Raw genomic sequence first — 24,113 nt, forward strand, 5'->3', positions numbered from 1 at the left:
TAGTGCACACTGCACCATCCGTACCATGGTCATATCAACATTGATCACTCCGCGTCCAATGCCAGTTCGACCCTTCTCTCGGCAAAGATTTTCTTTGGCTGAACATCTGGCGAAAGTTCCTGCCGAGCGGAATAGTGTCGGCAGGACCCGACCTTCGTCCCCCGCGGAGCATCGATGGCCAGTTCACCGAACCCGAAACCGACCCCGATCAGCCGACGCACCTTCACCCTCGCCGGGCTCTCCACGCTGGCCCTGCTCGGCACCGGCGCACCGGCCCGGGCCGAGACGGCGACCGGCCGCCCCCGCCCGGCGCCGCACGACGAGCAGATCACCTGGCAGGAGTTCTCCGGCTACCTCGACTGGCGGCGCGGCACCCACCAGGGCACCGTCGCGCTCCCCGGGGTACGGACCGGGCTCACCATGCTGCGCCCGGCCGGCACCACGGAATACGCCGACCCGCACACCGGCACCACCCGCCCCTGGTCGTACGCCACCTGGACCTCCCCGGTCACCCCGGTCGGCTTCGACGCCAGCGAACTCGTCGCCTCGTGGAACGCCGAGACCCCGGCCGGCACCTGGATCCAGATCGAACTCCAGGGCACCTACAACACCGGCGCGCTGACCCCGTGGTACGTCATGGGCCGGTGGGCCGCCGGTGACCAGGACATCCGGCGTACCACGGTGAACCGGCAGGGCGACCCGTACTCGACGATCTGGACCGACACCTTCTCGATCGACGACGTGGCGACCGGGGTGCTGCTGCGGGCGTACCAGCTCCGGCTGACCCTCTACCGGGCGCCGGAGAGCCGCCGGTCACCCCGGGTCTGGCTGCTCGGCGCGATGAGTTCGCTGGTGCCGGACCGGTTCACCGTGCCGGCGAGCACCGGCCGGATCGCCTGGGGCCGGGAACTGGCGGTACCGCGCTACTCGCAGAACATCCACGCCGGCCACTACCCCGAGTACGACGGCGGCGGCCAGGCCTGGTGCTCGCCGACCTCCACCACGATGGTGCTGGAGTACTGGGGCAAGAAGCCGTCGGCGCAGGACACCGCCTGGGTCAACCCCGACTATCCGGACCCGGCCGTCAACCACGCCGCCCGGATGACCTACGACTACGCGTACTCCGGCTGCGGCAACTGGCCGTTCAACACCGCGTACGCCGCCACGTACGGGCTGGACGCCAAGGTGGCCCGGCTGCACTCACTGGACGAGGTGGAGCACTTCATCGCCGCCGGCATTCCGGTGGTGACCAGCCAGTCGTTCCTGGCCGAGGAGTTGGAGGGGGCCAACTACGGCACCTCCGGGCACCTCTTCGTGGTGGTCGGCTTCACCCGCGACGGCGACGTGATCGTCAACGACCCGGCGTCGTCCAGCAACGACGTGGTGCGCAACGTCTACCGGCGGGACCAGTTCGAGCAGATCTGGCTGCGGACCAAGCGGATCAACGCCAGCGGCGGGGTCTCCGGCGGTTCCGGCGGGATCGCGTACCTGGTCAAGCCGTGGTGGAAGCCCTGGCCGAGGCTGGCCGGCTCGACCAACTGGTAGCCGCGGCCACACCGACCCGACTGGGGAGGATCACCGACCCCGTACCCGGCCAACGCCGTCCGGGTGCGGGGTCGGTGTCGTACCCGGTCGACGTCACGCCTGGTCGGTCGGCTTCTCCACGGCGGTCGACTTCTGCGCGGCGGCCGGCTTGTCGGCCCGAGCCGGCTTGTCGGTCGCGGTCGGCTTGTCGGTCCCGGCGGCCGGCTTGTCCGTCGCGGTCGGCTTGTCGGTCGCGGTGGGCTTGTCGTCGCCGGCCAGCGCGGCGCGCAGCCGCTCCTTCTCCGCCCTGCGCTTGTCCGCCGCCCCGGCGAGCTGCTGGGCCATCTCGTCCCGCCAGCCGCGCAGCAGGAAGAAGGCGAGCGCGGCGGAGAACGCCACCGCCAGCATCAGCTTGAGGAAGAGGTTCATCTCGACCGGCCAGAGCGCCACGGCGACCGCCAGGAACAGTCCGATCCGGCCCAGCGTGTACTTCACCGCGGGACTCATCTGTTGCATCTCCGATCAGTTCGTCCGGCCGGCGAGCCAGCGGACGCCGACAAACCACACCAACGCGTACGCCATGGTGAAGACCGCCGCGGCCAGCCCGCCGGAGACCAGCGGCGGGGTCGAGGCGGCCAGTCCGGCGGCGAGCAGCCCGGCGGCGATCCCGACGGCCGCCGCCACCAGCGCCGCCGCGACCCGGGCCGGGCCGAAGTTCCAGGCGCGGAACTCCTCGACGAAGATCCACGCCGGCAGGATCACCGCCAGCCATCCGCTCGCCCGGCCGAACTCGCCCATCCCGAGCAGCGAGAAGCCCAGATCGAAGACGAGCAGGGCCACCATTCCGACGACCACCCCGACCAGGGCCACGCCGAGCAGGTCGGCCAGCACCACGATCCGCCCGTCGTCGTCCCGTCGCGGGAAGGGCGCCCGCTCGCTCCGCTCGGTCATGCCGCCTCTCCGCTGCGCTCCATGCCGGCGGGAGCCGCCCCGATCCGGCTGGATCGCCCGCTCCGCTCGCTCATGACCATTCGAGGGTACGTGAGCGGGCCCGCAATCCCCCGCCGGGCCGTACGCCGTCCGGCGCCGGACCGTCGTCCCGGTCGACCTCCGCAGCGGAAGGACCGGGACGACACCCCCGGGTACGCCGGCCGCGCTACCCGGCCCGGAGCGCCTCGGTCGGCGACATCCGGGCGGCCCGGGCGGCCGGATAGAGCCCGGCGAGGGCTCCGGCGAGCAGGCTGGCGAGCAGCCCACCGGCGAGTGCGTCGACGGGTACCACCACCGCCCAGTTCCGGGTCGCCGCGTAGCCGACCGTGATCACCGCGCCGATCACGGCGCCCGCCGTACCGCCGGAGACGGACAACAGGACCGACTCGGTCAGGAACTGCCGCCGTACGTGTGCCCGGGTCGCGCCCAGCGCCCGGCGGAGCCCGATCTCACCCCGCCGTTCCAGCACCCCGATCACCATCACGTTGGCGATCCCGACGCAGCCGACCAGCAGCGCCACCGCGCCGAGCCCCAGGAACAGCCCGGTGTACGCCGCCTCGGCAGCCGCCCGGGCGACAAGCGCGTCGGACGGCCGGCTCACCTCCACCTCGCTCGGGCTGGCCGGGTTGGCGACCTTCGGCAGGCGCTCCCGGACCGTCTCGACGGCCTGCTCGGCGGAGCGTTCGTAGATCTTCGTCGGCAGCCCGTCGAAGCCCAGCCGCTGCACCGCCACCGGTACCCCGACCAGTGCCGCCGAGTCGACGCCCGGATCGAGCACCGCCGGCCCGAGTACCCCGACCACGGTGAACCACTGACCGGCGAGGAACAGCCGAGGGCTGCCGCGTACCTCGGGAACGCCGAGTCGGCGCGCGGCGGTGGCGCCGAGCACGACCGCCGGGTACCGCTCGGTGGCGGCGTTCAGCCAGCTTCCGGAGACCACCGGCACCTCCAGGGTGGCCAGCAGGCTGAGGCTGGTCGCCAGGATCGCGATCCCGCCGCTGTTGCCGGCCGGCATCCGGTCGTGCCGGTAGACGCCGCCGTCGACCCGGCCGACGTGCGCGGTGGCCCGTACTCCGGGCAACCGGGCGATCATGGCCGGCGCCTCGGCCGGCAGGTGCGCCGCCTCGCCGGTGAGGGACTTGCCGGGCTGCACGGTGAGCAGGTTGGTGCCGAGCGCGTCGATCTGGGCCAGCAGCCCCGCCTGGCTGGAGGCGGAGATCCCGAGTACGGCGACGACGCAGGCGATGCCGATCGCGATGCCGAGGCCGGAGAGCGCGGCGCGGGCCGGCCGGCCCCGGATGCCGAGCAGCCCGAGCGGCAGCACGTCGGCCGCCCGCAGCCGGGACCGGGGCAGCCGGGCCGGCGTCCCTCCGCCGGTCATCGGATCACCCCCGTCGGCCCGGCCCACCCGGGCGACCGGTCCTCCGGCGGGTGGTGGCTGCCGGCGTCGGCGACGATCCGGCCGTCGCGCAGGCCGATCCGGCGGGGCAGTGCGGCGGCCAACGCCGTGTCGTGGGTGATCACCACGACGGTGGTGCCGTCAGCGTTCAGCTCGCGCAGCAGGTCCAGCACGGCCGCACCGGAGCGCGAGTCCAGGTTTCCGGTCGGCTCGTCGGCGAGTACCACCGCCGGTTCGCCGACGACCGCGCGGGCGATCGCCACCCGCTGGCACTCGCCGCCGGAGAGCTGACCGGGCCGGTGCCGGAGCCGGTGGGACAGGCCGACCCGGTGCAGCGCCGCCACCGCCCGCTGCCGGCGCCGGGCCGCCGGCAACCCGGTGTAGAGCAGGCCGGACGCGACGTTGTCGACGGCGGAGAGCGTCGGGGTCAGGAAGAACTGCTGGAAGACGAAACCGATCCGGTACGCCCGCAGCGCCGCCAGCTCCGCGTCACGCATCCGGCCGGTGTGCCGGCCGTCGACGTGCACGGTGCCGCCGCTGGGCCGGTCGAGGGTGCCCATCAACTGGAGCAGGGTGGTCTTGCCGGAGCCGGACCGGCCGACCACGGCCACCAGTTCACCCCGGTCGATCCGCAGGTCGACGTCGCGCAGTACGGGCAGTTCGCCGTACCGCCGGGAGACGTCGCGCAGTTCGAGCACGGCGTCGCCGCTCGTCGCGCCGGTACTCGTCGCCATCGGTCCAATCACAGCGTCGGCACCTCCACCGCGTCGCCCTCGGCGATCCCGGCCCCGGAGACCTCGACCCGGCCCGAGGTGAACATGCCGGTCTCGACCGGCACCGTCCGGCGGCTCCCGTCCGGGGCCACCAGCACGACCGCGTACGCCCCGTCCGCGCCGACGGTCAGCGCCTCGATCGGCACACTGAGTACGCCGCGCCGGGTCTGTGCCGGAAAGACGACCGTCACGGTGCCCTCGAACACCCCGCCGAGTCGGCTCTCCGGGCCGTCGATCCGCACCTCGACCGGTACCGTCTGCGGGCACGAGTTGCCCTGGCAACCGGTCGGCTGTCCGCCGGACTGTGCCGCCGTACCGCCGGGCTGGGCCTGGCTGGACGAGGTCTGCACGGTGCTGCCCAGCGTGGTCACCGTGCCGTCGACGGTGCCGCCGGTCGGCAACTGCACCCGGACCGCCTGCCCGACCCGGACCAGCGGCCGGTACGACAGCCGTAGGTCGAGCCGGACACTGTGGCCGGTGCCGGTCCCGGTGACCACCGGTGACCCCGGCTGGAGCCGCTGGCCGATCAGCGGGTCCACCTCGCCGACCCGGACCGCGCCGGGTGCGGTCAGCACGTCGCCGGGCGCCACCGTGCCGGTCTCGTCCACCCCGAGGTCGTGCTGCCAGCGCCGTACCGCCCGGGCGGTCGCCTCGGTGTAGGAGGTGTCGACGGTCAGCTCGGCCGGATCGGCGTGCCCGAGCGCGACCAGGTTCCGCTCCAGTTGCCGTACGTCGGCGCCGCTGCTGCCCGGGGCGAGCGGCCGGTACAGCGGCACCGGCCCGTACAGCAGCGGGATCGGGCGCAGGTCGACACCGAGGATCCGTTGCCCGCGCCCGACCACGTCGCCGGGCCGGGGTACCCAGGTCACCGTTCCGGCCGCCTGCCCGACCAGCTCGTACGTGCCGGCGAAGCCGAGCCGGCCGGTCACCTGCACCGAGGAGACCAGGTCGGACCGGGTCACCGGTCGGGTGGGCAGGGTCGCCGCGACCGGGCGGGGCTCGGTGGGCTCGCGGTCGACGTACCGGTAGCCGACCAGGCCGGTGGCGGCCAGTACCAGGATTCCGGCGACGCCGGCCAGCCGACGCGGCCAGTGCCGACCGCCGGCCCGGGTCGGCGGCGGCTCGTCGGGTACCGCCGGAGGGCCGCCGGGCGGTGCCGTCGCGGGGGCGCTCACTTGGTCTTCCCCGTTCCCTTCGGCCCGGCCGGCAGCCCGTCGACCAGGTCGGCGTACTTGGCCGGCAGGTGTTCCCGGCAGGACTGGGCGGCCGGCCGCCAGGTCGGTGCGGAGAGCAGGTCCCCGTCCATCCGGATTCCGCCGTCGGCCGGCGGGTCGGGCATGTCGACGCCCCGCTCCCGCATGCACCGGGCGAACGCGAGCAACTGCGCGGTCATCTCGTCCTTGGTCTGCGCACCGGCTGCCACCGCCGCCGCGTCCAGCGGCTTTCGGCACTCGGCACGGTCGGCCTCGTACCGCTGGTCGCCGCGCAGTTCCGGTTCGGTGAAGCCCGGAAAGCCGCGTTCGTCGAAAACCGGATCGGGTACGTCGTACCCGCGCTCGCGCATGCACGAGCTGAACCCGAGCGCGGCGGTCCGCAGCGTGGCGCCCGGGTCCGCCCCAGCGGAGGCCGGAGCCGGGGCGTCACCGGCCGGAGCCGGGCCGGCGCCGTCGCCGCAGCCGGCCAGCGCCAGCCCGATCAGCAGGGAGAGCGCGACGGCCGGTACGCCGCCGATGGTGGTCCGCATCCGCTGGTTCCTTCCCCTCGACAACTGTCCGGGCCAGCATCGGGAGCCGGGTGTCAACAGGGGATGCGCGGAATTCTTGAGGCCGTCTTTAACCCGGGCGGCGTTTACTCGACGGATGCGGGTTCTGGTTGCCGAAGACGACGAGGTGCTGGCCGACGCGATCGCCCGAGGGCTGCGGCAGTACGCGATGAGTGTCGACGTGGCCCTGGACGGCGCGCAGGCGTTGGAGCGGGCCGGCAGCACCCGGTACGACGTGGTGGTGCTGGACCGGGACCTGCCCGAGGTGCTCGGCGACGAGGTGTGCCGACGGCTGGTACGCGACGGCGGGCAGCACACCCGGATCCTGATGCTGACCGCCGCGTCGACGGTGCAGGACCGGATCGAAGGGCTGAACCTGGGCGCCGACGACTACCTGCCGAAGCCGTTCGCCTTCGCCGAACTGGTCGCCCGGGTGCACGCGCTGCTCCGCCGGGTCGCCCCGGCCCGGCCGCCGGTGATCGAACGGGCCGGCATCCGGCTCGACCCGGCGCAGCGGGTGGTGGTCCGGGACTCCCGCTACGTACGCCTGGCCCCGAAGGAGTTCGCGGTGCTCTACGTCCTGCTCTCCGCCGAGGGTGCCGTGGTCAGCGCCGAGGAGTTGCTGGAACGGGCCTGGGACGAGAACGCCGATCCGTTCACCAACACCATGCGGACCACCATCGGCACGCTGCGCAAGAAGCTCGGCCAACCCGGGGTGATCGACACCGTGGTCGGCGCCGGCTACCGGATCCCGTGATGGCCGTCCCGACCGGAGTACACCGGTTCCGGCTCCGGATTCCGCTCCGGTTTCCGCTCCGGCCCCGGCTTCGGCCTCCGCTGCGGTCCCGGCTTCGGCCTCCGCTTCGGCTCACCGTGCGGGCCCGGCTCACGCTGCTCTACGCGACGCTGTTCGCGCTCTCCGGGGCGGCGGTGGCCACGCTGATCATCACCCTGACCTTCGCCCCGTCGACGCAGAGCCAGCCGCCGCCGAAGGCCGTCGAGCTGCGGAAGGCACCCTCGCCGCCACCGGCGAAACTCAGCTCGACGACGATCGAGGAACTGAACCGGACGAACGGGGTACTCCAGGCCAAGGAGGCGGCCCGCCGGGAACTGCGGGAACGACTGGTACGCAACTCCGCCATCACCATCGGGGTGATGACGCTCGCCTCCGCCGGGCTCGGCTGGCTGATGGCCGGTCGGGTGCTCCGGCCGGTACACCTGGTTTCCGGGACCGCCCGACGGCTCTCCCAACGCAATCTCGACCAGCGGATCCCGGTCTCCGGGCCGCGCGACGAGCTGCGGGAACTCGCCGAGACCTTCAACGGGATGCTGGACCGCCTGCACACGGCGTTCGAGGCGCAGCGCCGGTTCGCCGCGAACGCCTCGCACGAGCTGCGCGGGCCGATGACCGCCGCCCGCACCCTGGTCGAGGTCGCCGCCGCGACGCCGGGCGCCGACCGGGACGTGACGGTACTGGCCGGTCAACTGACCGGGGTGCTGGACCGGCAGGACCGGATCGTCAGCGGGCTGCTGGCGCTGGCCCGCAGCGAGCACGGCACCGGCACGCTCTGCCCGGTCCGGCTGGACCGGCTCGCCCGGGAGGCGCTCGACCGGCGCGCGGCCGAACTGGCGGAGCGGTCGATCCGGGTACGGGCCGAGCTGGGCGGCGGCACCGTCTCGGCCGACCCGATCCTGCTGGAGCTGCTGGTGGACAACCTGGTCCGCAACGCCGTACGGCACAACAATCCCGGCGGCACCGTCTGGGTCCGCACCGACGGGCCGACGATCCTGGTCGAGAACACCGGCGACCAGATCGGCACCGAGCGGCTGCGCGAACTGGTCGAGCCGTTCCGACGAGGCCGGCAGGACCGGGTGTACGGCAGCGGCGGCGCCGGCCTCGGACTGGCCATAGTGGACGCGGTGACCCGCGCGCACGGCGGCCGGTTCACCCTGACGCCCCGCCCCGGTGGCGGCGTACGGGCGGAACTGTTCCTCCGTTGAGCCGGTGCGGCAGGTGCCGGGTCAGGCCCAGACCTGCTGCGGCTCGGCCCGACGCGCCGCCAGGCTCGGCGGTGCGTCGTACTCGCGCAGCACGTCGTAGCGGGCGTTCCGCTCGACCGGGCGGAAGTCGGCGTCCCAGACCAGGTCGCGCAGCTCGTCCCGGGACCGGACGTCCGGCGTGCCGTCCGGGGCGGTGCCGTGGCCGATCCGGTGCTCGGCCGGCGCACCGGCCAGGTCGTCCACCCCGAAGTTGAGCGCGAGCTGGGCCACCGACGGCCCCTGCGTCGCCCAGCAGGCTTGCAGGTGCGGCACGTTGTCGAAGAGCAGCCGGGAGACCGCGAAGGTCTTCAGCGACTCGGCCGGTGACGCCGTCGCGGCCGGCTGCGGCGACCCGCTGCCACCGCCCGACCGGGCCACCAGCTCGTACTCGTGGCGCAGTGGCAGGAAGGTGGTGAAGCCGCCGGTCTCGTCCTGGAGGTCGCGCAGCCGCAACACGTGGTCGACCCGGTGTCGGGGCTCCTCGCCGTGGCCGAACCGCATCGCGGCCGGGGTACCCAGCCCCTTCGCGTGGGCCAGCCGGTGGATCCGGGACCAGTCCGCCCAGTCGCAGTCGTACCCGACCACCCGTCGGCGTACCTCCGGGTCGAAAATCTCCGCGCCGCCGCCGGTCAGCGACGTCAGCCCGGCCTCGACGAGTTCGTCGAGGATCTCGTCGGCGGGCCGCCCGGTCGTCTTCTCCAGCCAGTGCAGGTCGGTCGCGGCGAACGCCGTCAGGCTGACCTCCGGCAGCGCCGCCTTCAACGCGCGCAGCAGCTCCGGGTAGTGCCGCCAGGGCAGGGCCGGGTGCAGCGGGTTGACGAGATTCAGCGCGGTGGCCCCGTCGGCGACCAGTTCGGTGGCCCGGCGAACGGCCTCGTCGACCGGCAGCGGGGACCCGCCCGTCCCGCCGGATCCGTCCGTCCCGCCGGATCCGTCCTGTTCGGGACGGAAGGAGCAGTACGCGCAGCCGGTCAGGCAGACGTCGGTCAACCTCAGGGACCGGTCGACGACGAACAGCACCCGGTCGGCACTGCGCTGCGTACGCCGGTGGTGTGCCAGCCGGCCGAGCCAGACCAGGTCGTCGCCGGCGTAGAGCGCCTCGCCGTCGGCACGGTCGAGCCGAACCCCCGCGTACACCTTCTCTTCCAGCTCACGCTTGCGTCCGGCGTCCATTGCAGCACGTCCCTCCAGGCACGATCCCCCGACGAGCCTACGTGGAGTACCCGGGATGCCGGTGCCGGCGGTCGGCGACAGCGACGTAGTTCACCGGGCCCAGGTACTCTTAACCCGCTTCTCAGCGTCTCGTTACCCGCCGTCGGATCGACATCCCCGACGCATTGAGGTAAGACAAAGTGGGACGCGATACACCACGCATGGCGATACCACGGCCGCGCCGGGCGCGCTGCTGTGCACGGGACAGGAGCGGCATGGCCAACAGCAGGCGCGGACGACCGGACCGGCCAGCCCACGCGGTTTCGCCGGTACTACGCCCGCTGGTGTGGTCGGCCGTGGTCGGCGCGATCGTGGCGGGCGCGATGGCGACCCCGGTCTACGCCGACCCACCACTGCCGAACACGGTCCCCGACGCCGGGGTCCGGCCGGCGCCGGTCGGGGCGCCCGTGGTGCCCACCAACACCGGGGCGCCGACGACCTCCTATCCGTTGCCGCCGAGCGTGAACGGCCCGCTGGCGAGCCAGATCCTCGCCCTGGAGGTCGAGGTCGCCCAGCTCGGCGACCAACTGCTGCAACTCCGGCAGGAACGCGACAAGGCCACCACCGACCTGACCGCCGCCGACGGCGTACGCCAGAAGGCCCGGATGGAGCTGGCCAACGCCCGTACGGCGGCGGACAACGCGGCGGCGGGCGCACTCAAGGACGCGGCCGGCCTTCCGCCCGGTGCGTTCGGCTCCGACCTGCACGGCCTGGACCTGCTCAGCCGGATCCAGCGCGGCGAGGAGCGCACCGGCGACAGCGAGCTCGCCGCCGGTGAGGTGACCCGGGCGCAGCAGGCCGAGCAGCAGGCGGAAGCGGGCTACCAGACCGCGTCCAGCGCCTACCAGCAGAAGGTCGCCACCTTCACGACGACGGAGACGCGCTACAAGGAGCGTTCCGCCGCGCTGGTGAAGCTCAAGCGCGACAACGCCGACCAGCTCAAGACGATCGAACGCGCGCGGGAAGCCGCCGAGCAGCGGATCGGCGAGACGATCGGCAGCGACAGCGTCGCCGGGATGATGGCGAACCCCAAGGCGCAGGCCGCGATGCGCTACGCCCTCGCCCAGCGGGGCGACCCCTACCTGTGGGGAGCCGAGGGTCCGGACCGGTTCGACTGCTCCGGCCTGATGCTCGCCTCCTACCTCTCGGTGGGCAAGCGGATCCCCCGGGTCTCCCGCGACCAGTACAACGGCACCCGTAACCAGAGCGTGGCCCGCGAGGCGCTGCTCCCTGGTGACCTGGTCTTCTTCGCCTCCGGCAGCAGTTGGACCAGCATCCACCACGTCGGGATGTACATCGGCAACGGCAAGATGGTGCACTCGCCGACCACCGGCGACGTGGTGAAGGTCTCCACGGTCTGGTGGTCGCGGTTCTACGCCGCGACCCGGATCTTCCCGGCGGTGCCGGCCCCGAACGCCACCACGCCGCCGCCGACCACCCGGCCGCCGACGACACCGCCGCCGACCACGAAGCCACCCACCAAGCCGCCCACGACGCCGCCGACCAAGCCACCGACGACGCCGCCGGCCACCCCGCCCACGACCACGCCGACCACGCCTCCGGCGACGCCGCCGGTCACACCGGCACCGACGCCGGACCCGCCCGAGCCGACCCGGCCGGAGACGCCACCGGCGACCACCTCGGCCCCGGAGCCGAGCGGTGCGCCGAGCGCCAGCCGGTCGACTCCGGCAGCGGACGGTAGCGCCGACGTCGACTGACGGTACCGGCCACCGGCCGGCTGTGCGCGCGTGCCGAGATGTGGCACGGTGAGGGTTGACGTACTTCCGACCCGGCCTACCGGCCCGGGTGTGGGCGCGGGAGGCAACAATGGACGAATCGCAGGTCAGACCGGCTACCGGGGCGGTACCCCCGGGTGATGACGGTCGGGCTGCGTCCACCGGGTCCGGGCGGGACGGGGTGGACGAGAGCGAGCTGTCCCCGTTGCCTCCGCCACCACCGGTGGGGACCGCGCTGCCGGAACGGTCGGCCGAGGACGAGCTTCCCGAGGCGTACCAGCCGCCTCCGCCACCCGAGGCCGGTGCGCTCTGGCCGGACGCGTCGGCCGATCCGGCCAACCCCGAGCCGGTCGGGGCAACGGACTCCGGTACGGCACCGGCCGACGGAACGAACCCGGACGCCGAGCCGCCTGCCGCGCTCTCCTCCGACAGCTCGGCGGACTCCGCCGAAGAGCCACACTCCGGCGCTGAGCCACACTCCGACGTTGAGGCAAACTCCGACCCCGGGCACGGCTCCGCCGAAGAGCCACACTCCACCGCCGCCGCAGACTCCGGCGCTGGGCACGGCTCCGCCGAAGAGCCGCAGTCCACCGCCGAGGCAGATTCCGGCGCCGGGCAGGGTTCCGCCGATAAGGCAGACTCCGACGCACACTCCACCGCCGGGCAGGGCTCCGCCGTGAAGACACACTCCGACGCCGAGGCAGACTCCGGCGCCGGGCAGGGTTCCGCCGATGAGGGCGCAGCCGTTCCGGAGGACCGGGCGGCGTCGTCGGTGCCGAGCGGCCGGGCGACAGCGGCCGTTCCGGTCGAGGAGTCCGGGTCCGGAACGGCCGCGAGCGATGCGGCCGACGTGCCGGCGTCCTCGGCCGACCTCCCCGTCCGGGGCCGGGCGGTGATCGCGGCGACCACCACACCCACCGCCGCCGACATCGCCTCGATGCCGGCCAGTTCCTCCGGCAGCCGCACCTATCGGGCCGGCGAGCTGGCCGCGCCCGCCACCCCGCCACCCGCACCGGCCCCGGCGACTCCGCCAGCCCCGGTAGCTCCGCTGACCCCGGCGACTCCGGCGCCACCGTTGCAGCGGCGGCGCCCGCAGACCCCGGCCCTCGACTCGCCGTGGTCGGCGTTCGCCAACGCCGTCAAGACACCGCCGGCCTCGACGGGCAGCGCGGCGCCCGGGACGGCAGCCGCCGGAGCGGCCGGTGTCGGGCTGTCCGGCTCGGCTCCGGCCGAACCGGTACACCAGCCGCGGGAACGCCCCGCGTCGGTGCAGTTCACCGCTCCACCGGACGCCGCCCGGCCAGCACCGTCGACGCCGTCCGACCCGGCGTCCCGGAGCGCCGGTCCGGCCGCTGCCGGCACACCGTCGTACACGGTGCCGCCGCAGCGCAGCGCCCCACGGAGCAGCGCGAGTACGACCCGGGCCAGTGCCTCGGTGCCGGGACTGTCCCCGGTGCTGCCGAACGAGGCCGCCGCCGTGGCAGCGATGCCGGGAGTGGCGAAGGTCTACCGGAGTACCGATCCGGAGCCGGCCAGCCCACCGCCGCCAGCACGTCCGCCGGAACCGGCCAGCCCGCCCGAGCCGGCGCAGCCGCCGACGCCACCGGTACCCGAACCGCCGAATCCCGGCCCGGCACCCACGCCGTTCCCGACACCGGTTCCCCCGGTACCGGCTCCGGGACCTGATCCGCTGCCGTCGCCGTACCCGCCGACGCCCCCCGGGCCCACTCCGGTGCCACCCGGCCCCGCGCCTTACCCGCCCGCACCGGGCCCCGCCCCGTACCCGCCGGGTCCCGGACCGGTCCCGCCCGGCCCGGTGCCGTACCCGCCTACGTCGGCCCCGGCCGCGACGGCGTACCCGATGGCGCCGACCTCGGGCGGGCCGGGCACCCGGCCGGCGGACTCCGTGCCGGCGGCCCCGCTGGTCGTCCCGGCACCCGCGCTGCCCGCCTGGCCGCCACCGACCAACCCGATGTCCTCGGCCAACAACCCCGGCGGCGGTACCCCGGGCTACTCGCTGCCGACCGCCGACCCGGGTCCGTCCGTTGCCGCCGAACCGGCCGGCCGGGCACCGACCGGCACCCGGCCACCGGCCACCAGGCCGACCCCGCCCCAGCAGCCGACCCCGCCCCAGCAGCAGCCGGGCGCCGCCGCTACGCCGCACTCCCCCGGTTACCGGGACTGGGCCCGGGACCAGCGCGCGGAGGGCACCGTGTACGGCGGCCCCGAGGGCCACCTCACCGTCGCGATGCCCACCAACCAGCAGCTCGAGAACTCCGGCTCGCTGACCGGCCACATCCTGGCCCAGGGCTGGACGGACACCCCCGCGCAGAAGACCAACACCGGCAAGGTGGTGCTGGTACTGCTGATCGGGCTCGGCATCCTGGTGGCGGTCGGACTGCTGGTGGTGGTCCTGGTCGGGGACGCGTTCACCAGCCTCTTCGACGGTCTGCTGAGCAGTTGACGGCGCCGCCGGTGAGCGGCTGACAGGCTTCCGCTGACAGGCTTCCAGCGGGCAGGTGACGGCGCCCCGACGAGCGGTCGACGAGCTTTCCGGCGGGCAGGTGACCAGGCCACCGGTGCGGGCCGACGAGCTTTCCGGCGGGCAGGTGACGGGGCCGCCGGCCGGTTGACGGGTGGTGAGCCTGCCCACTGGCGCGCGCGGCGAAGTGGCAGCGCCGCCGGACCGCCGTACACTCGGATGGATTGTTGACCTGGCGCGTGCCACGCGCCTCTGGGCGATCTTGCGGGCGAATCAGCGGCGACCTCCGTCGCGGCGGGCCATCGCGAAGATGCGCCCCGCTTGAGAGGTATCCTTGACGACCTTTGCTGACCCCAGCATGTTTCCGTCCGTGTTCGACGCACAATCCGGTTCCGTTTCCACCGCGACGCCCGTGACTGATGCGCAGGACGTTTCCGCCGCGCCGGCTGTTGCCGGTGTGCGGGCTGATTCCGCCGACCCGGCGGTTGCCGACGATTCCGGCACGCTCCCCGATTCCGGCACGCTCCCCGATTCCGGCACGCTCCCCGATTCCGGCACCCTCCCCGAGGCTGCGGCGACGCCGGAACCGGTTGCCGCCGGTCGGGACGACACCACTCCCGAGCCGGCCGATTTCGGTGCGCTCGGACTGCCCCGCCAACTCGTCCGGGCACTGAGCCGGGAGGGCATCGACACCCCGTTCGAGATCCAGCGGGCCACCGTGCCGGACGCGCTCGCCGGGCGGGACGTACTCGGCCGGGGGCAGACCGGCTCCGGGAAGACGCTCGCGTTCGGGCTGCCGGTACTGGCCCGGATGGCGGCCGGCCCACGGGCCCGGGCACACCACCCGAGGGCACTGATCCTGGTCCCGACCCGGGAACTCGCGATGCAGGTCAACGACGCGCTGATGCCGCTCGGCCGGGCCGTCGGGGTGTTCCTGAAGACCGCCGTCGGCGGCGTGCCGTACGACCGTCAGATCGACGCGCTGCGCCGTGGCGTCGAGATCGTCGTCGCCACTCCGGGCCGGCTGGCCGACCTGATCGAGCGGGGCGTCTGCCAGCTCGACGACATCGAGGTCACCGTCCTGGACGAGGCCGACCAGATGGCCGACATGGGCTTCCTGCCGGACGTCACCGAACTGCTGGCCAAGACCCCGGCGGATGCCCAGCGGCTGCTCTTCTCCGCCACTCTGGACAACGACGTCGACGCACTCGTCAAGCGGTTCATGACCGATCCGATCACCCATTCGACGGCGCCACCGACCGCTGCGGTGTCGACGATGGACCACCACATGCTGCTGATCCCGCCGCACGACAAGTTCGCGGTGGCCGCCTCGATCGCGGCCAGGCAGGGTCGCACGATGATGTTCGCCCGGACCCAGATGGGCGTCGACCGGCTGGTCGAGCAGTTGGCGGCGGTCGGCGTCCGGGCCGGCGCGCTGCACGGCGGCAAGACCCAGCGGGTACGTACCCGCACGCTCGCCGAGTTCAAGGAGGGCCGGACGAACGTGCTGGTCGCCACCGACGTGGCGGCCCGGGGCATCCACGTCGACGGCGTCTCGCTGGTGGTGCACGTGGACCCGCCGAAGGACCCGAAGGACTACCTGCACCGGGCCGGTCGGACCGCCCGGGCCGGCGAGTCCGGCGCGGTCGCCACCCTGGTACTCCCCAAGCAGCGCCGCTCCACGCTCGCCATGTTGCAGAAGGCCGGTGTCGAGCCGGAGCAGACCCGGGTACGCTCCGGCGACGCCGCGCTGGCCGAGGTGACCGGTGCCCGGGAGCCCAGTGGCGTACCGGTCGTCGACGAACCGCGTCGGGCCTCCGGTGGGCGCCCGGACCGTCCCCGCGGCGACCGCCGCTACGGCGACCGGCCGCAGGGCGAACGCCGTTACGACCGCCCGCACGGTGAGCGCCGCTACGGCGACCGGTCCCAGGGCGACCGCCGCTACGGCGACCGCCCGCAGGACGAACGCCGCTACGGCGACCGCCGGTACGGCGACGGCGGCACGACGGCGCAGGGCGGGCGGACCGACCGGGGTGGCGAGTGGCGCTCCGGTGGCCGGCACGGCGGCTTCCGGCACGAGGGCCGGCCGCAGGCCGATCGGCCGGGCTGGGACCGCGCCCGGGACGACCGTCCACGCGACGACCGTGCCGCCGGTGAGCGGCCGGACGACCGGCGGGGCCGCCGTGACCACCGGTTCGACGGCCGGCGCCCCACGCCGACCCGCTGACGGCCGACCCGCACTCTCCGCGTTCCAAACCCGACGGCCCCCGACCGGCTCCACTGCCGGCCGGGGGCCGTCGGTCCGTTTCCCGGGCCGCGCCGGCACCGGCTCCCGGGCCGCCTCGGCACCCGGTTTCCGTGCTGCGTCGGCGCTCGACTCCCGGGCCGCGCGACTTCCAGGCCGCATCTGCGCTCCGCTGCCGTGATGCGTCGGCACCCGATTTCCGTGCTGGGTCGGCGGCCATGTGGGTTGGCCGGGACGCGTGGGCGTCTGGACGGCCGGCCCGATTCGCGTGGTTCGGCGTTCCTGTCGGACCTCGGCGGTAACGTCCATGGACATGTCGACCACGCCGAAGACGTTGTTCTGGAACCGGACGGATGTTCCGGGCGCCGACCACGCGCTCGCCGTCGACCGGCGCGGGCTCACCGCCCGTGGCACCGCGCTGGCCGTAGACCCGATCGCCTTCACCTGTCGCTACGAGCTGCGCACCGACGAGCACTGGGCGGCGGAAGGGCTGGAGGTGAGCTGCGAGGGCGCCGGCTGGCTGCGCACCCTCCGGCTGGAGCGGGCCGCCGGCCGCTGGCGGGCCAGCACGGCCGAGCAGGGCGACCTGGACGCGGCGCTGGCCGCCGCCGGGCAGCCGGCCGCCGGGCTGCCCGGCACCGAGGAGCCGGAGCGGCTGGCCGACGCGCTCGACGTCGACCTGAGCGCCTCGCCGCTGTTCAACACCCTTCCGGTACGCCGGCTCGGGCTCCAGGGCGCGACACCGGGCAGTGCGCACCCGATCGTCGCGGTCTGGGTGCTGGTGCCCAGCCTCCAGGTGGTGGCGGCCGAGCAGACCTACACCGTGCTGGAGGACGGCAACGTCCGCTTCTCCAGCGAGGGCTTCACCGCCGACCTGACCCTCGACTCCGACGGTTACGTGCTGCACTATCCGGGGCTGGCGCAGCGGCACTGACGGGTGCTGGGCGGGTCGTCAGCCGGGCCACTCGCCGGTCACCAGGAAACGCTCCACTGTGGACCGGCACGCCCCCAGCTCGATGCCCCGCTCCGCCACCCACCCGTCCGAGTAGTACGTGTCGGTGTAGCGCTCGCCGCCGTCGCAGAGCAGCGTCACCACCGACCCGGTACGTCCGGCCGCCAGCATCTCGGCGATCAGGGCGAACGCACCCCACAGGTTGGTACCGGTCGATCCGCCCACCCGTCGGCCGAGCACCGTCGACGCGACGCGCATGGCGGCCAGCGACGCCGCGTCGGGCACTCGTACCATCCGGTCGACGACGCTCGGCTGGAAGGACGCCTCGACGCGCTGGCGGCCGATCCCCTCGACCCGGGAACCGGTGCCGGTGGTGGTCGACCAGTCGCCCGAGGTCCAGGCGGGATAGAAGGCCGAGTTCTCCGGGTCGACCACGCAGAGCCGGGTGGCCAGCCGCCGATAGCGGAGGTACCGGCCGATGGTGGCGCTGGTGCCGCCGGTACCCGCGCCGACGACGATCCAGTCCGGCACGGGGTGCCGCTCCAGGGCGAGCTGCGCGTAGATCGACTCGGCGATGTTGTTGTTGCCCCGCCAGTCGGTGGCCCGTTCGGCGTACGTGAACTGGTCCATGAAGTGGCCGCCCAGGTCCTCGGCGAGCCAGCGGGCCTCGACCACGACGGCGGCCGGATCGTCGACCAGGTGGCACTTTCCGCCCTGGAACTCGATCAGGGCGATCTTCTCCGGCGAGGTGGCGGCCGGCATCACGGCGATGAACTGCACCCCGAGCATCCGGGCGAAGTACGCCTCGGAGACCGCTGTCGAGCCCGACGACGCCTCCACAATGGTGGTCCGTGGACCGATCCAGCCGTTGCAGAGTCCGTAGAGGAACAGGGACCGGGCCAGCCGGTGCTTCAGCGACCCGGTCGGGTGCACCGACTCGTCCTTGAGGTAGAGGTCGACGCCCCACTCCCGGGGTAGCGGGAAGTAGAGCAGGTGGGTGTCGGCGGAACGGTTCGCGTCCGCCTCCACCGCCGCGATCGCCTCGGTCACCCAGGCGCGTTCGGCGTCGTCGTACCGGTCGAGCTGTTCCATGACCAGGAACGTAGCAAGGTGGCCGGGGAGGCGGCCCGGTCAGGAGGGGCGAAGCGGCTGCGGGCGGTTCTCCCATTTGGTCGACAGCGCGACCCCGGTCCGGGTCGAGGCCACTCCGGCGGTCCGGTTCAGCCGCAGGATCAGTTGCTCCAACTCGGCAATTGTGCCAACTCGCGCCTTGAGCAGGAACGATTCCACGCCGGCCATGAAGTAGCAGGACTCGATTTCCGGCATCTCCCGGAACGCCTCAAGTACGTCGTCGGTGTCGCCGCCGGAGTCCTGCACGATGCCGATCAGCGCCGTCACACCGAGCCCGATCGCCTCCGGTTCGACGTCGGCCCGATAGCCCCGGATGACGCCGCCGGCCTCCAGCTTGCCCACCCGTTCGTGCACCGCCGGTGCGGAGAGGCCGACCTGTCGGGCCAGTTCGGCGTACGAAAGGCGGGCGTTGCCGCGCAGCAGCTCGACGAGGCTCAGGTCGATCGCGTCCACGTTCTGAGACCCTAGTCCGGGCTGGTGAAGAGGTCGGCGGCGGTGGCAGCATTGTTGCTGACAAAGCGCTTAAATGCCGTAAATCATCCCGCCTAACCTCACACACAGTACGTTTTCGCGTTTGCCGGACACGACACTCCGGCGGTGTTGTAATTGCCCTACGTCCCTTAAACGAAGGCTCTGGCAAGCATGTGTTCTGGGGGCGGTCCTACCAGTCCGGGGGCTTCGTAGACGCGAGGAGGGGGCTGTGGACACTGGAGATCGTCTGCTGACGCCGGGCGAGGTGGCAGCGCTCTTCCGCGTCGATCCGAAGACCGTGACACGCTGGGCCGCGGCCGGGCGTATCGGGAGCATTCGAACACCGGGCGGACATCGCCGCTTCCGCGAGTCGGAGGTACGCGCGCTGCTCGAGGGCGAGGGCATGCTCGACGAGGTCGACGAGGGCATCGCGAACCGGCCGCGCAACGCGGGACCGACCGCACCGAGCGGACCCGGCCCGGCCGGCGCAGGGAACGTCGGACTGCACTGACCGTGCACCGATCCGGGCGGCACCGGCGGTCTTCCGCCGACCCGCACCGACCGGAGCGAACCGCCGACGACGGTACGCCGAGGCCGACACCGGGAGGCGGGCGTCGTCGCCCGGGAGCGGGGCGTCGACGTGCGGAACTCGGCATCGACGGAAGCTGGCGCCGGCGCCCGACTGGAACAATCCCGGGAAGCGGGCGGGGTCCGGCGCCAGGGGTCAGTCCCGATCGGCCCCCAGCTCGCCGGACCAGCGCCGGAACAGGGAGTGCGGCACGCCGAGCGCGTCGAGCACCTTTCCGGCGACGAAGTCGACGAGCTGCTGCGCCGAGGCGGCGGCACCAGCGCCGTAGAAGCCGGGGCTCGCCGGCAACACCACCGCTCCGGCGTCGTGCAGGGTGATCAGGTGCTCCAGGTGGCTCCGGGTTACCGGGGTCTCCCTGGGCACCACCACCACCGGACGGCGCTCCTTGAGGTTGACCTCGGCCGCTCGCTGTAGCAGATCCTTGGAGAGGCCGATCGCGATCCCGGCGCAGGCCGCCGTACTCGCCGGCACCACCACCATGCCGCGGGTCGGGTACGAGCCACTGCTCGGTCCGGCCGCGAGATCGCCGGCTGGCCAGTAGGCCACGTCGGCGCCGGTCAGATCCCGGTCCAGCCAGGCACCGAGGTCGTCCTTCCAGTGGGCGTCCCGGAACGGCCGGCCGGTCTCGTCCAGGATCGTCAGCCGGGCCGCCCGGGAGACGACCAGGTCCACCGACTCACCGGCGTCGAGCAGCCCGCCGAGCACGGCGGCCGGATACGGCGTACCCGATGCTCCGGAGACGCCGACCACCCACGGCCTTCGCATACCCACCAGCCTGCCGCAAGCGCGTCAGCCCGCGCCGACCACCCCCGGGTACGGCCTCCGCCGAATCCGATCCGGCCGCCGCCGGGACGGTGGCCTGGGCGGGAGGGCGGATCATCAGCCAGCGCGAAATAGGACGTACCCGACGGCCGTCCCAAACACGCTGGAAACTGCAATGCTGCTCACGTCCATCGATGCGGTGCGGAGCGAAGGGGGCCGGACATGGACGGGGTCAGCTCGTGGGCGGCCCAACTGAGGTGTCCGATTCCGGCCCGCCTCTGCCCGCACGCCGACGTGGTGCAGGACTGGCTGGTCGACTGGGCGGACCGGATCGTCGGCCCGCTCGACCCGGCGGCCCGGGACCGGCTCGCGCGGGGCGGCGTCGCGCGCTACGCCGGCCGGCTCTATCCGGACGCCAGCGAGCCCGACCTGCGGGTCCTGGCCGCACTCTTCACCTGGTTCTTCCTGCTCGACGACGCCTGCGACGCGGCCCGGCGTCCCCGGCCGGCGGAGGTGACCGCGCTCTGCGACGGGGTGCTGCGGCTGCTCCGCTCCGCCCCACCGCCGGCCGGACCGCCGTCCCGGTCCGGCCAGTCCGCGCCGCCGCCCGGCACGGGCCGTCCGGTGCCCTCCCAGCCCGGAGCGGCCAACACACCGACGCCACCCCAGCCCGGAGCGGCCAACACCCCGATGCCATCCCAGCCCGGAGCGGCCAACGCACCGGTGCCACCGCAGCCGGGAGCGATGAACGCAGCGGCGGCCGGCTCGGGGAAGCGGGCCAGCAACCAACCGGCGGCCCGGCTGACCACACCGGCACAGAGCCGGGGGACGAACCGGTCGGTGCCGAGGCCGGACGCGTTCGACGGGCCGCTGCGGCGGATGCTTGCCGACGCCTGGCGGATCCCGAACCAGCGGATGTCGGCGGCCTGGCGGAACCGGTTCGTCGACGCGGTGGCCCACCACCTCGCGGGCGTGGTCACCGAGGCCGGCAACAAGGCGAACGGACGGCTGCCGGGCGTCGCCGAGTACATTCCGCTGCGCCGGGCGACATCCGCCGCGTACGTCTCCTACGCCCTGATCGAGTTCGCCACCGGTCGGCCGGTGCCGGACGCGATCTACCACCACCCGCTGGTACGCGAGCTCGCCGACACCGCCAACGACCTGCTCTCGTGGTTCAACGACCTGCTCTCCCTGGAGCGCGACGCGGCCACCTCCGGCGGGCACAACCTGGTGCTGGCGGTGGCCCGGGAGGAGCGGATCCCGGTCGAGGCGGCGATCGGCGCGGTCGTCCGGCGGTGGCAGCGCAGTATGCGGCGCTTCGTCGAGTTGTGTGACTCGGTGCCGTCGTTCGGACCGGCCCTGGACGGCCCCCTGCGGCACTACCTCGACGGGCTGGCCAACTCGGTACGCGGCACCATGGACTGGTCGATGGAGAGTGGCCGCTACCGGGACGCGCTGCCCCCCGCCCGCCCGACCAACCCGCTGGTCCCGTGCGAGCCGCACCGACAGCCGGACTGACCCGACCGGAACCGGTCAGGCGCGGCCGGAGCACCGGCCGGCACCGATCAGCCACCGGGCCGACGTGTCCGGTCAGCCGGTGAGGTGAAACCTGGCCACCAGGTCGAGCGGGTCAGGCAGTGAGGTGGAGCCGGACCACCAGGTCGAGCAGGGCGAAGACGAACAGGGTGATCCCGACGAAGCCGTTGGCGGTGAAGAACGCCCGGTTGACCCGGGACAGGTCGGTCGGGGTGACCACCACGTGTTGGTAGCCGAAGGCGAGCGCGGTCAGTGCCAGCCCGACCCACCAGAGCCAGCCCAGCCCGACCAGTTCGCCGTACCAGAGGAAGAGGCCGAAGGTCACCACGTGGGCCACGGTCGACGCGTGCAGGGCGAACCGGATGCCGTACCGGGCGGGGACGCTGCGTACCCCGATCTGGCGGTCGACCTCGAAGTCCTGACAGGCGTAGATCAGGTCGAAGCCGCCGATCCAGAGCCCGACCGCCGCGCCGAGCAGCCAGGCCGGCCCGGAGTCGACGAAGGTGCCGGTCACCGCCAGCCAGGCGCCGACCGGGCCGACCGCCTGGGCGACGGCCAGGATCGCGTGCGGCCAGTCGGTGAACCGCTTGCCGTAGGGGTAGACCACCAGCGGGATCGCGGCGAGCGGGGCCAGGACCAGGCAGAGCGGGTTGAGCGCCGCGGCGGCGGCGAGGAAGACGAGCAACGCGACGACCGCGCCGGTCCAGGCCGTCCGGACGCTCACCGCGCCGGTGACGAGTTCCCGACCGGCGGTACGCGGATTGCGCGCGTCGATCTGCCGGTCGATGATCCGGTTCGCCGCCATGGCGAAGGTCCGCGCCCCGACCATGGCGATGGTGATCAGCAGCAGGTCGAGCCAGCGCACCTGCCCGCCGTGCCGCTGCATCGCGGTCAGCGCGGAGAGGTAGGCGAACGGCAGCGCGAAGACCGAGTGTTCGATCATCACCAGCCGGAGGAAGGACTTGACCCGCCCCGGCGACTCGGCCACGGCGGTCATCAGATCCCGTACTCCTTCCAGCGCTTGTCGACCAGCGACCGGACCTCCGGCGACATGGTCATCTCCTCCGGCCAGCCCCGGTTGTAGCCCTCGGTCGGCAGCTTGCGGGTGGCGTCCACCCCGGCCTTGCCACCCCAGAACTGCTGGTACGACGAGTGGTCCAGGTGGTCCACCGGCCCCTCGGTGAGCAGCAGGTCGCGGGCGTAGTCGACGTTGCCGAAGGCCCGCCAGGCGACCTCGGCGTAGTCGTGTACGTCGCAGTCCTCGTCGACCACGACGATCAGCTTGGTCAGCGACATCAGGTGGGCGCCCCAGATCGCGTTCATCACCTTCTGGGCGTGCTTCGGGTAGCGCTTGCGGATCGAGATGATCGCGCAGTTGTGGAACACCCCGGCGGCCGGCAGGTCGTAGTCGACGATGTCCGGGATCAGCAGCTTGAGCAGCGGCTGGAAGATCCGCTCGGTGGCCTTGCCCAGGCCGTGGTCCTCCTGTGGCGGCTTGGAGGTGATGATCGAGTGGTAGACCGGGTCCCGCTGGGTGGTCATCGCCTCGACGTGCAGTACCGGGAACGGCTCGACCGGGGTGTAGAAGCCGGTGTGGTCGCCGAACGGCCCCTCGGGCAGTCGCTCGCCGGGCTCGATGTAGCCCTCCAGCACGATCTGGGCGTGTGCCGGCACCTGGAGCGGCACGGTCAGGCAGTCGACCATCTCGACCCGCTCGCCGCACAGGAAGCCGGCGAACAGGTATTCGTCGATGTCACCGGGGAGCGGGGCGGAGGCGGCGTAGCTGACCACCGGGTCGCAGCCGATCGCGATCGCCACCGGCAGCCGCTGGCCGAGGCGTTCCGCGACGGCGTGGTGTGCCGTGGAGTCCTTGTGGATCTGCCAGTGCATGCCGAGGGTGTTGTGGGAGTGCTGCTGCAACCGGTAGAGCCCGAGGTTGCGCTTGCCGGTCTCCGGATGCTTGGTGTGGGTCAGCCCGTAGTTGTGGAAGATCCCGCCGTCGCCGGGCCAGACCTGGAGGCCGGGCAGCCGGTTCAGGTCGACGTCCGCGCCCCGGTAGACCACCTGCTGGCAGGGCGCGGTCTTGACCTTCTTCGGGGGTACGGACTTGAGCTGCATCACCTTGCCCAGTCCCTCGCGGATGCCGGACCAGCCGACCGGCAACTCCGGCTTGACCAGCGCACCGATCCGCTCGCCGATCTCGTCGAGCCGGTCGACGCCGAGCGCCATCGCCATCCGGCGTTCGGTGCCGAACAGGTTGATCGCCACCGGCATCTCGCCCCGGGTGGGCCGCTCGAAGAGCAGTGCCGGCCCGTTCGCCCGGACGGTCCGGGTCACCACCTCGCTGATCTCCAGCGTCGGATCGACGGGTACCGGAACCCGGCGCAACTCGCCGGCGCCCTCCAGCGCGGTGAGGAACTCCCGGAGATCGGTGTACGGGAAGCCACGAGCCGCCATGGCCGCTAGTCTGTCGCACCGCCGGTCGGGGCGGCGCGGCCGGGTCCCCCGC

The 24,113-nt window shown here is 73.1% G+C and carries 21 protein-coding genes; 9 read left to right on the forward strand and 12 right to left on the reverse strand.

Annotation, left to right across the window (positions count from 1 at the left end; translation table 11 throughout):
- Nucleotides 1-174: 174 nt before the first annotated feature.
- Nucleotides 175-1,545, forward strand: coding sequence for a C39 family peptidase (locus Pen02_RS29615; protein ID WP_203869423.1), 1,371 nt, complete (start codon nt 175-177; stop codon nt 1,543-1,545).
- A 93-nt stretch (nt 1,546-1,638) separates the two neighbouring features.
- Here the strand turns inward: Pen02_RS29615 and Pen02_RS43080 are convergent, their stop codons facing one another.
- The 6 genes from Pen02_RS43080 to Pen02_RS29645 form a co-directional block, all read right to left on the reverse strand.
- Nucleotides 1,639-2,031 carry a DUF4229 domain-containing protein gene (locus Pen02_RS43080; RefSeq protein ID WP_203869424.1) on the reverse strand — a complete coding sequence of 131 codons (393 nt, stop codon included), beginning with the start codon at nt 2,029-2,031 and terminating at the stop codon, nt 1,639-1,641.
- A 15-nt stretch (nt 2,032-2,046) separates the two neighbouring features.
- Nucleotides 2,047-2,475 (reverse strand): hypothetical protein, encoded by a 429-nt coding sequence (locus tag Pen02_RS29625; protein WP_203869425.1) that lies wholly within the window; start codon nt 2,473-2,475, stop codon nt 2,047-2,049.
- Nucleotides 2,476-2,680: 205 nt separating this feature from the next.
- Nucleotides 2,681-3,895 carry an ABC transporter permease gene (locus Pen02_RS29630; protein WP_203869426.1) on the reverse strand — a complete coding sequence of 405 codons (1,215 nt, stop codon included), beginning with the start codon at nt 3,893-3,895 and terminating at the stop codon, nt 2,681-2,683.
- The gene (locus Pen02_RS29635) at nt 3,892-4,647 is read right to left on the reverse strand and encodes an ABC transporter ATP-binding protein (protein WP_203869427.1); all 756 of its coding nucleotides are present in this window, start codon (nt 4,645-4,647) and stop codon (nt 3,892-3,894) included. The genes Pen02_RS29630 and Pen02_RS29635 overlap by 4 nt, the downstream gene beginning before the upstream one ends.
- An 8-nt stretch (nt 4,648-4,655) precedes the next feature.
- Nucleotides 4,656-5,861: an efflux RND transporter periplasmic adaptor subunit gene (locus Pen02_RS29640; protein ID WP_203869428.1), complete on the reverse strand. Its 1,206-nt coding sequence runs from the start codon at nt 5,859-5,861 to the stop codon at nt 4,656-4,658.
- Nucleotides 5,858-6,430, reverse strand: coding sequence for a hypothetical protein (locus tag Pen02_RS29645; RefSeq protein WP_203869429.1), 573 nt, complete (start codon nt 6,428-6,430; stop codon nt 5,858-5,860). Before Pen02_RS29645 ends, Pen02_RS29640 begins: the two co-directional genes overlap by 4 nt.
- Nucleotides 6,431-6,545: 115 nt before the next feature.
- On the opposite strand from Pen02_RS29645, the gene Pen02_RS29650 reads away from it, so the two are divergent.
- The gene (locus tag Pen02_RS29650; protein WP_203869430.1) at nt 6,546-7,205 is read left to right on the forward strand and encodes a response regulator transcription factor; all 660 of its coding nucleotides are present in this window, start codon (nt 6,546-6,548) and stop codon (nt 7,203-7,205) included.
- A gap of 116 nt (nt 7,206-7,321) precedes the next feature.
- Nucleotides 7,322-8,449: an ATP-binding protein gene (locus Pen02_RS29655; protein ID WP_203869431.1), complete on the forward strand. Its 1,128-nt coding sequence runs from the start codon at nt 7,322-7,324 to the stop codon at nt 8,447-8,449.
- A 21-nt stretch (nt 8,450-8,470) separates the two neighbouring features.
- Here Pen02_RS29655 and Pen02_RS29660 read toward each other — a convergent pair whose 3' ends face one another.
- Entirely contained in the window at nt 8,471-9,661 is a 1,191-nt protein-coding gene (locus Pen02_RS29660) for a radical SAM protein (protein ID WP_203869432.1), read from the reverse strand.
- Nucleotides 9,662-9,915: 254 nt separating this feature from the next.
- On the opposite strand from Pen02_RS29660, the gene Pen02_RS29665 reads away from it, so the two are divergent.
- The 4 genes from Pen02_RS29665 to Pen02_RS29680 all read left to right on the forward strand — a co-directional run bounded on the left by Pen02_RS29665 (nt 9,916) and on the right by Pen02_RS29680 (nt 17,097).
- Nucleotides 9,916-11,418, forward strand: a complete 1,503-nt coding sequence (locus tag Pen02_RS29665) for a C40 family peptidase (protein WP_203869433.1) — start codon at nt 9,916-9,918, stop codon at nt 11,416-11,418.
- A gap of 199 nt (nt 11,419-11,617) precedes the next feature.
- Nucleotides 11,618-13,900, forward strand: coding sequence for a hypothetical protein (locus Pen02_RS29670; RefSeq protein ID WP_203869434.1), 2,283 nt, complete (start codon nt 11,618-11,620; stop codon nt 13,898-13,900).
- Between the two features lie 376 nt (nt 13,901-14,276).
- Complete coding sequence (locus tag Pen02_RS29675; protein WP_239141505.1) at nt 14,277-16,145, forward strand: DEAD/DEAH box helicase; 1,869 nt, start codon at nt 14,277-14,279, stop codon at nt 16,143-16,145.
- Between the two features lie 331 nt (nt 16,146-16,476).
- Nucleotides 16,477-17,097 (forward strand): putative glycolipid-binding domain-containing protein, encoded by a 621-nt coding sequence (locus Pen02_RS29680; protein WP_203869435.1) that lies wholly within the window; start codon nt 16,477-16,479, stop codon nt 17,095-17,097.
- An 18-nt stretch (nt 17,098-17,115) separates the two neighbouring features.
- Here the strand turns inward: Pen02_RS29680 and cds1 are convergent, their stop codons facing one another.
- Entirely contained in the window at nt 17,116-18,207 is a 1,092-nt protein-coding gene (gene cds1 / locus Pen02_RS29685; RefSeq protein WP_203869436.1) for an L-cysteine desulfhydrase Cds1, read from the reverse strand.
- A gap of 39 nt (nt 18,208-18,246) precedes the next feature.
- Entirely contained in the window at nt 18,247-18,699 is a 453-nt protein-coding gene (locus Pen02_RS29690; RefSeq protein ID WP_203869437.1) for an Lrp/AsnC family transcriptional regulator, read from the reverse strand.
- Between the two features lie 247 nt (nt 18,700-18,946).
- Here Pen02_RS29690 and Pen02_RS29695 point away from each other — a divergent pair, with 247 nt between their 5' ends.
- The gene (locus Pen02_RS29695) at nt 18,947-19,228 is read left to right on the forward strand and encodes a BldC family transcriptional regulator (protein ID WP_203869438.1); all 282 of its coding nucleotides are present in this window, start codon (nt 18,947-18,949) and stop codon (nt 19,226-19,228) included.
- 213 nt (nt 19,229-19,441) lie between these two features.
- Here the strand turns inward: Pen02_RS29695 and Pen02_RS29700 are convergent, their stop codons facing one another.
- Nucleotides 19,442-20,071, reverse strand: coding sequence for a UbiX family flavin prenyltransferase (locus tag Pen02_RS29700; protein ID WP_203869439.1), 630 nt, complete (start codon nt 20,069-20,071; stop codon nt 19,442-19,444).
- A gap of 219 nt (nt 20,072-20,290) precedes the next feature.
- On the opposite strand from Pen02_RS29700, the gene Pen02_RS29705 reads away from it, so the two are divergent.
- Entirely contained in the window at nt 20,291-21,586 is a 1,296-nt protein-coding gene (locus Pen02_RS29705; protein ID WP_203869440.1) for a terpene synthase family protein, read from the forward strand.
- 112 nt (nt 21,587-21,698) lie between these two features.
- Here the strand turns inward: Pen02_RS29705 and mqnP are convergent, their stop codons facing one another.
- A complete protein-coding gene (gene mqnP, locus Pen02_RS29710) occupies nt 21,699-22,601 on the reverse strand; it encodes a menaquinone biosynthesis prenyltransferase MqnP (RefSeq protein ID WP_203869441.1) in 903 nt (300 codons plus the stop codon).
- The gene (locus Pen02_RS29715; RefSeq protein ID WP_203869442.1) at nt 22,601-24,061 is read right to left on the reverse strand and encodes a menaquinone biosynthesis decarboxylase; all 1,461 of its coding nucleotides are present in this window, start codon (nt 24,059-24,061) and stop codon (nt 22,601-22,603) included. Before Pen02_RS29715 ends, mqnP begins: the two co-directional genes overlap by 1 nt.
- Nucleotides 24,062-24,113 lie beyond the last annotated feature (52 nt).

The organism is Plantactinospora endophytica (assembly GCF_016862915.1).
Classification (GTDB): Bacteria; Actinomycetota; Actinomycetes; order Mycobacteriales; family Micromonosporaceae; genus Plantactinospora; species Plantactinospora endophytica.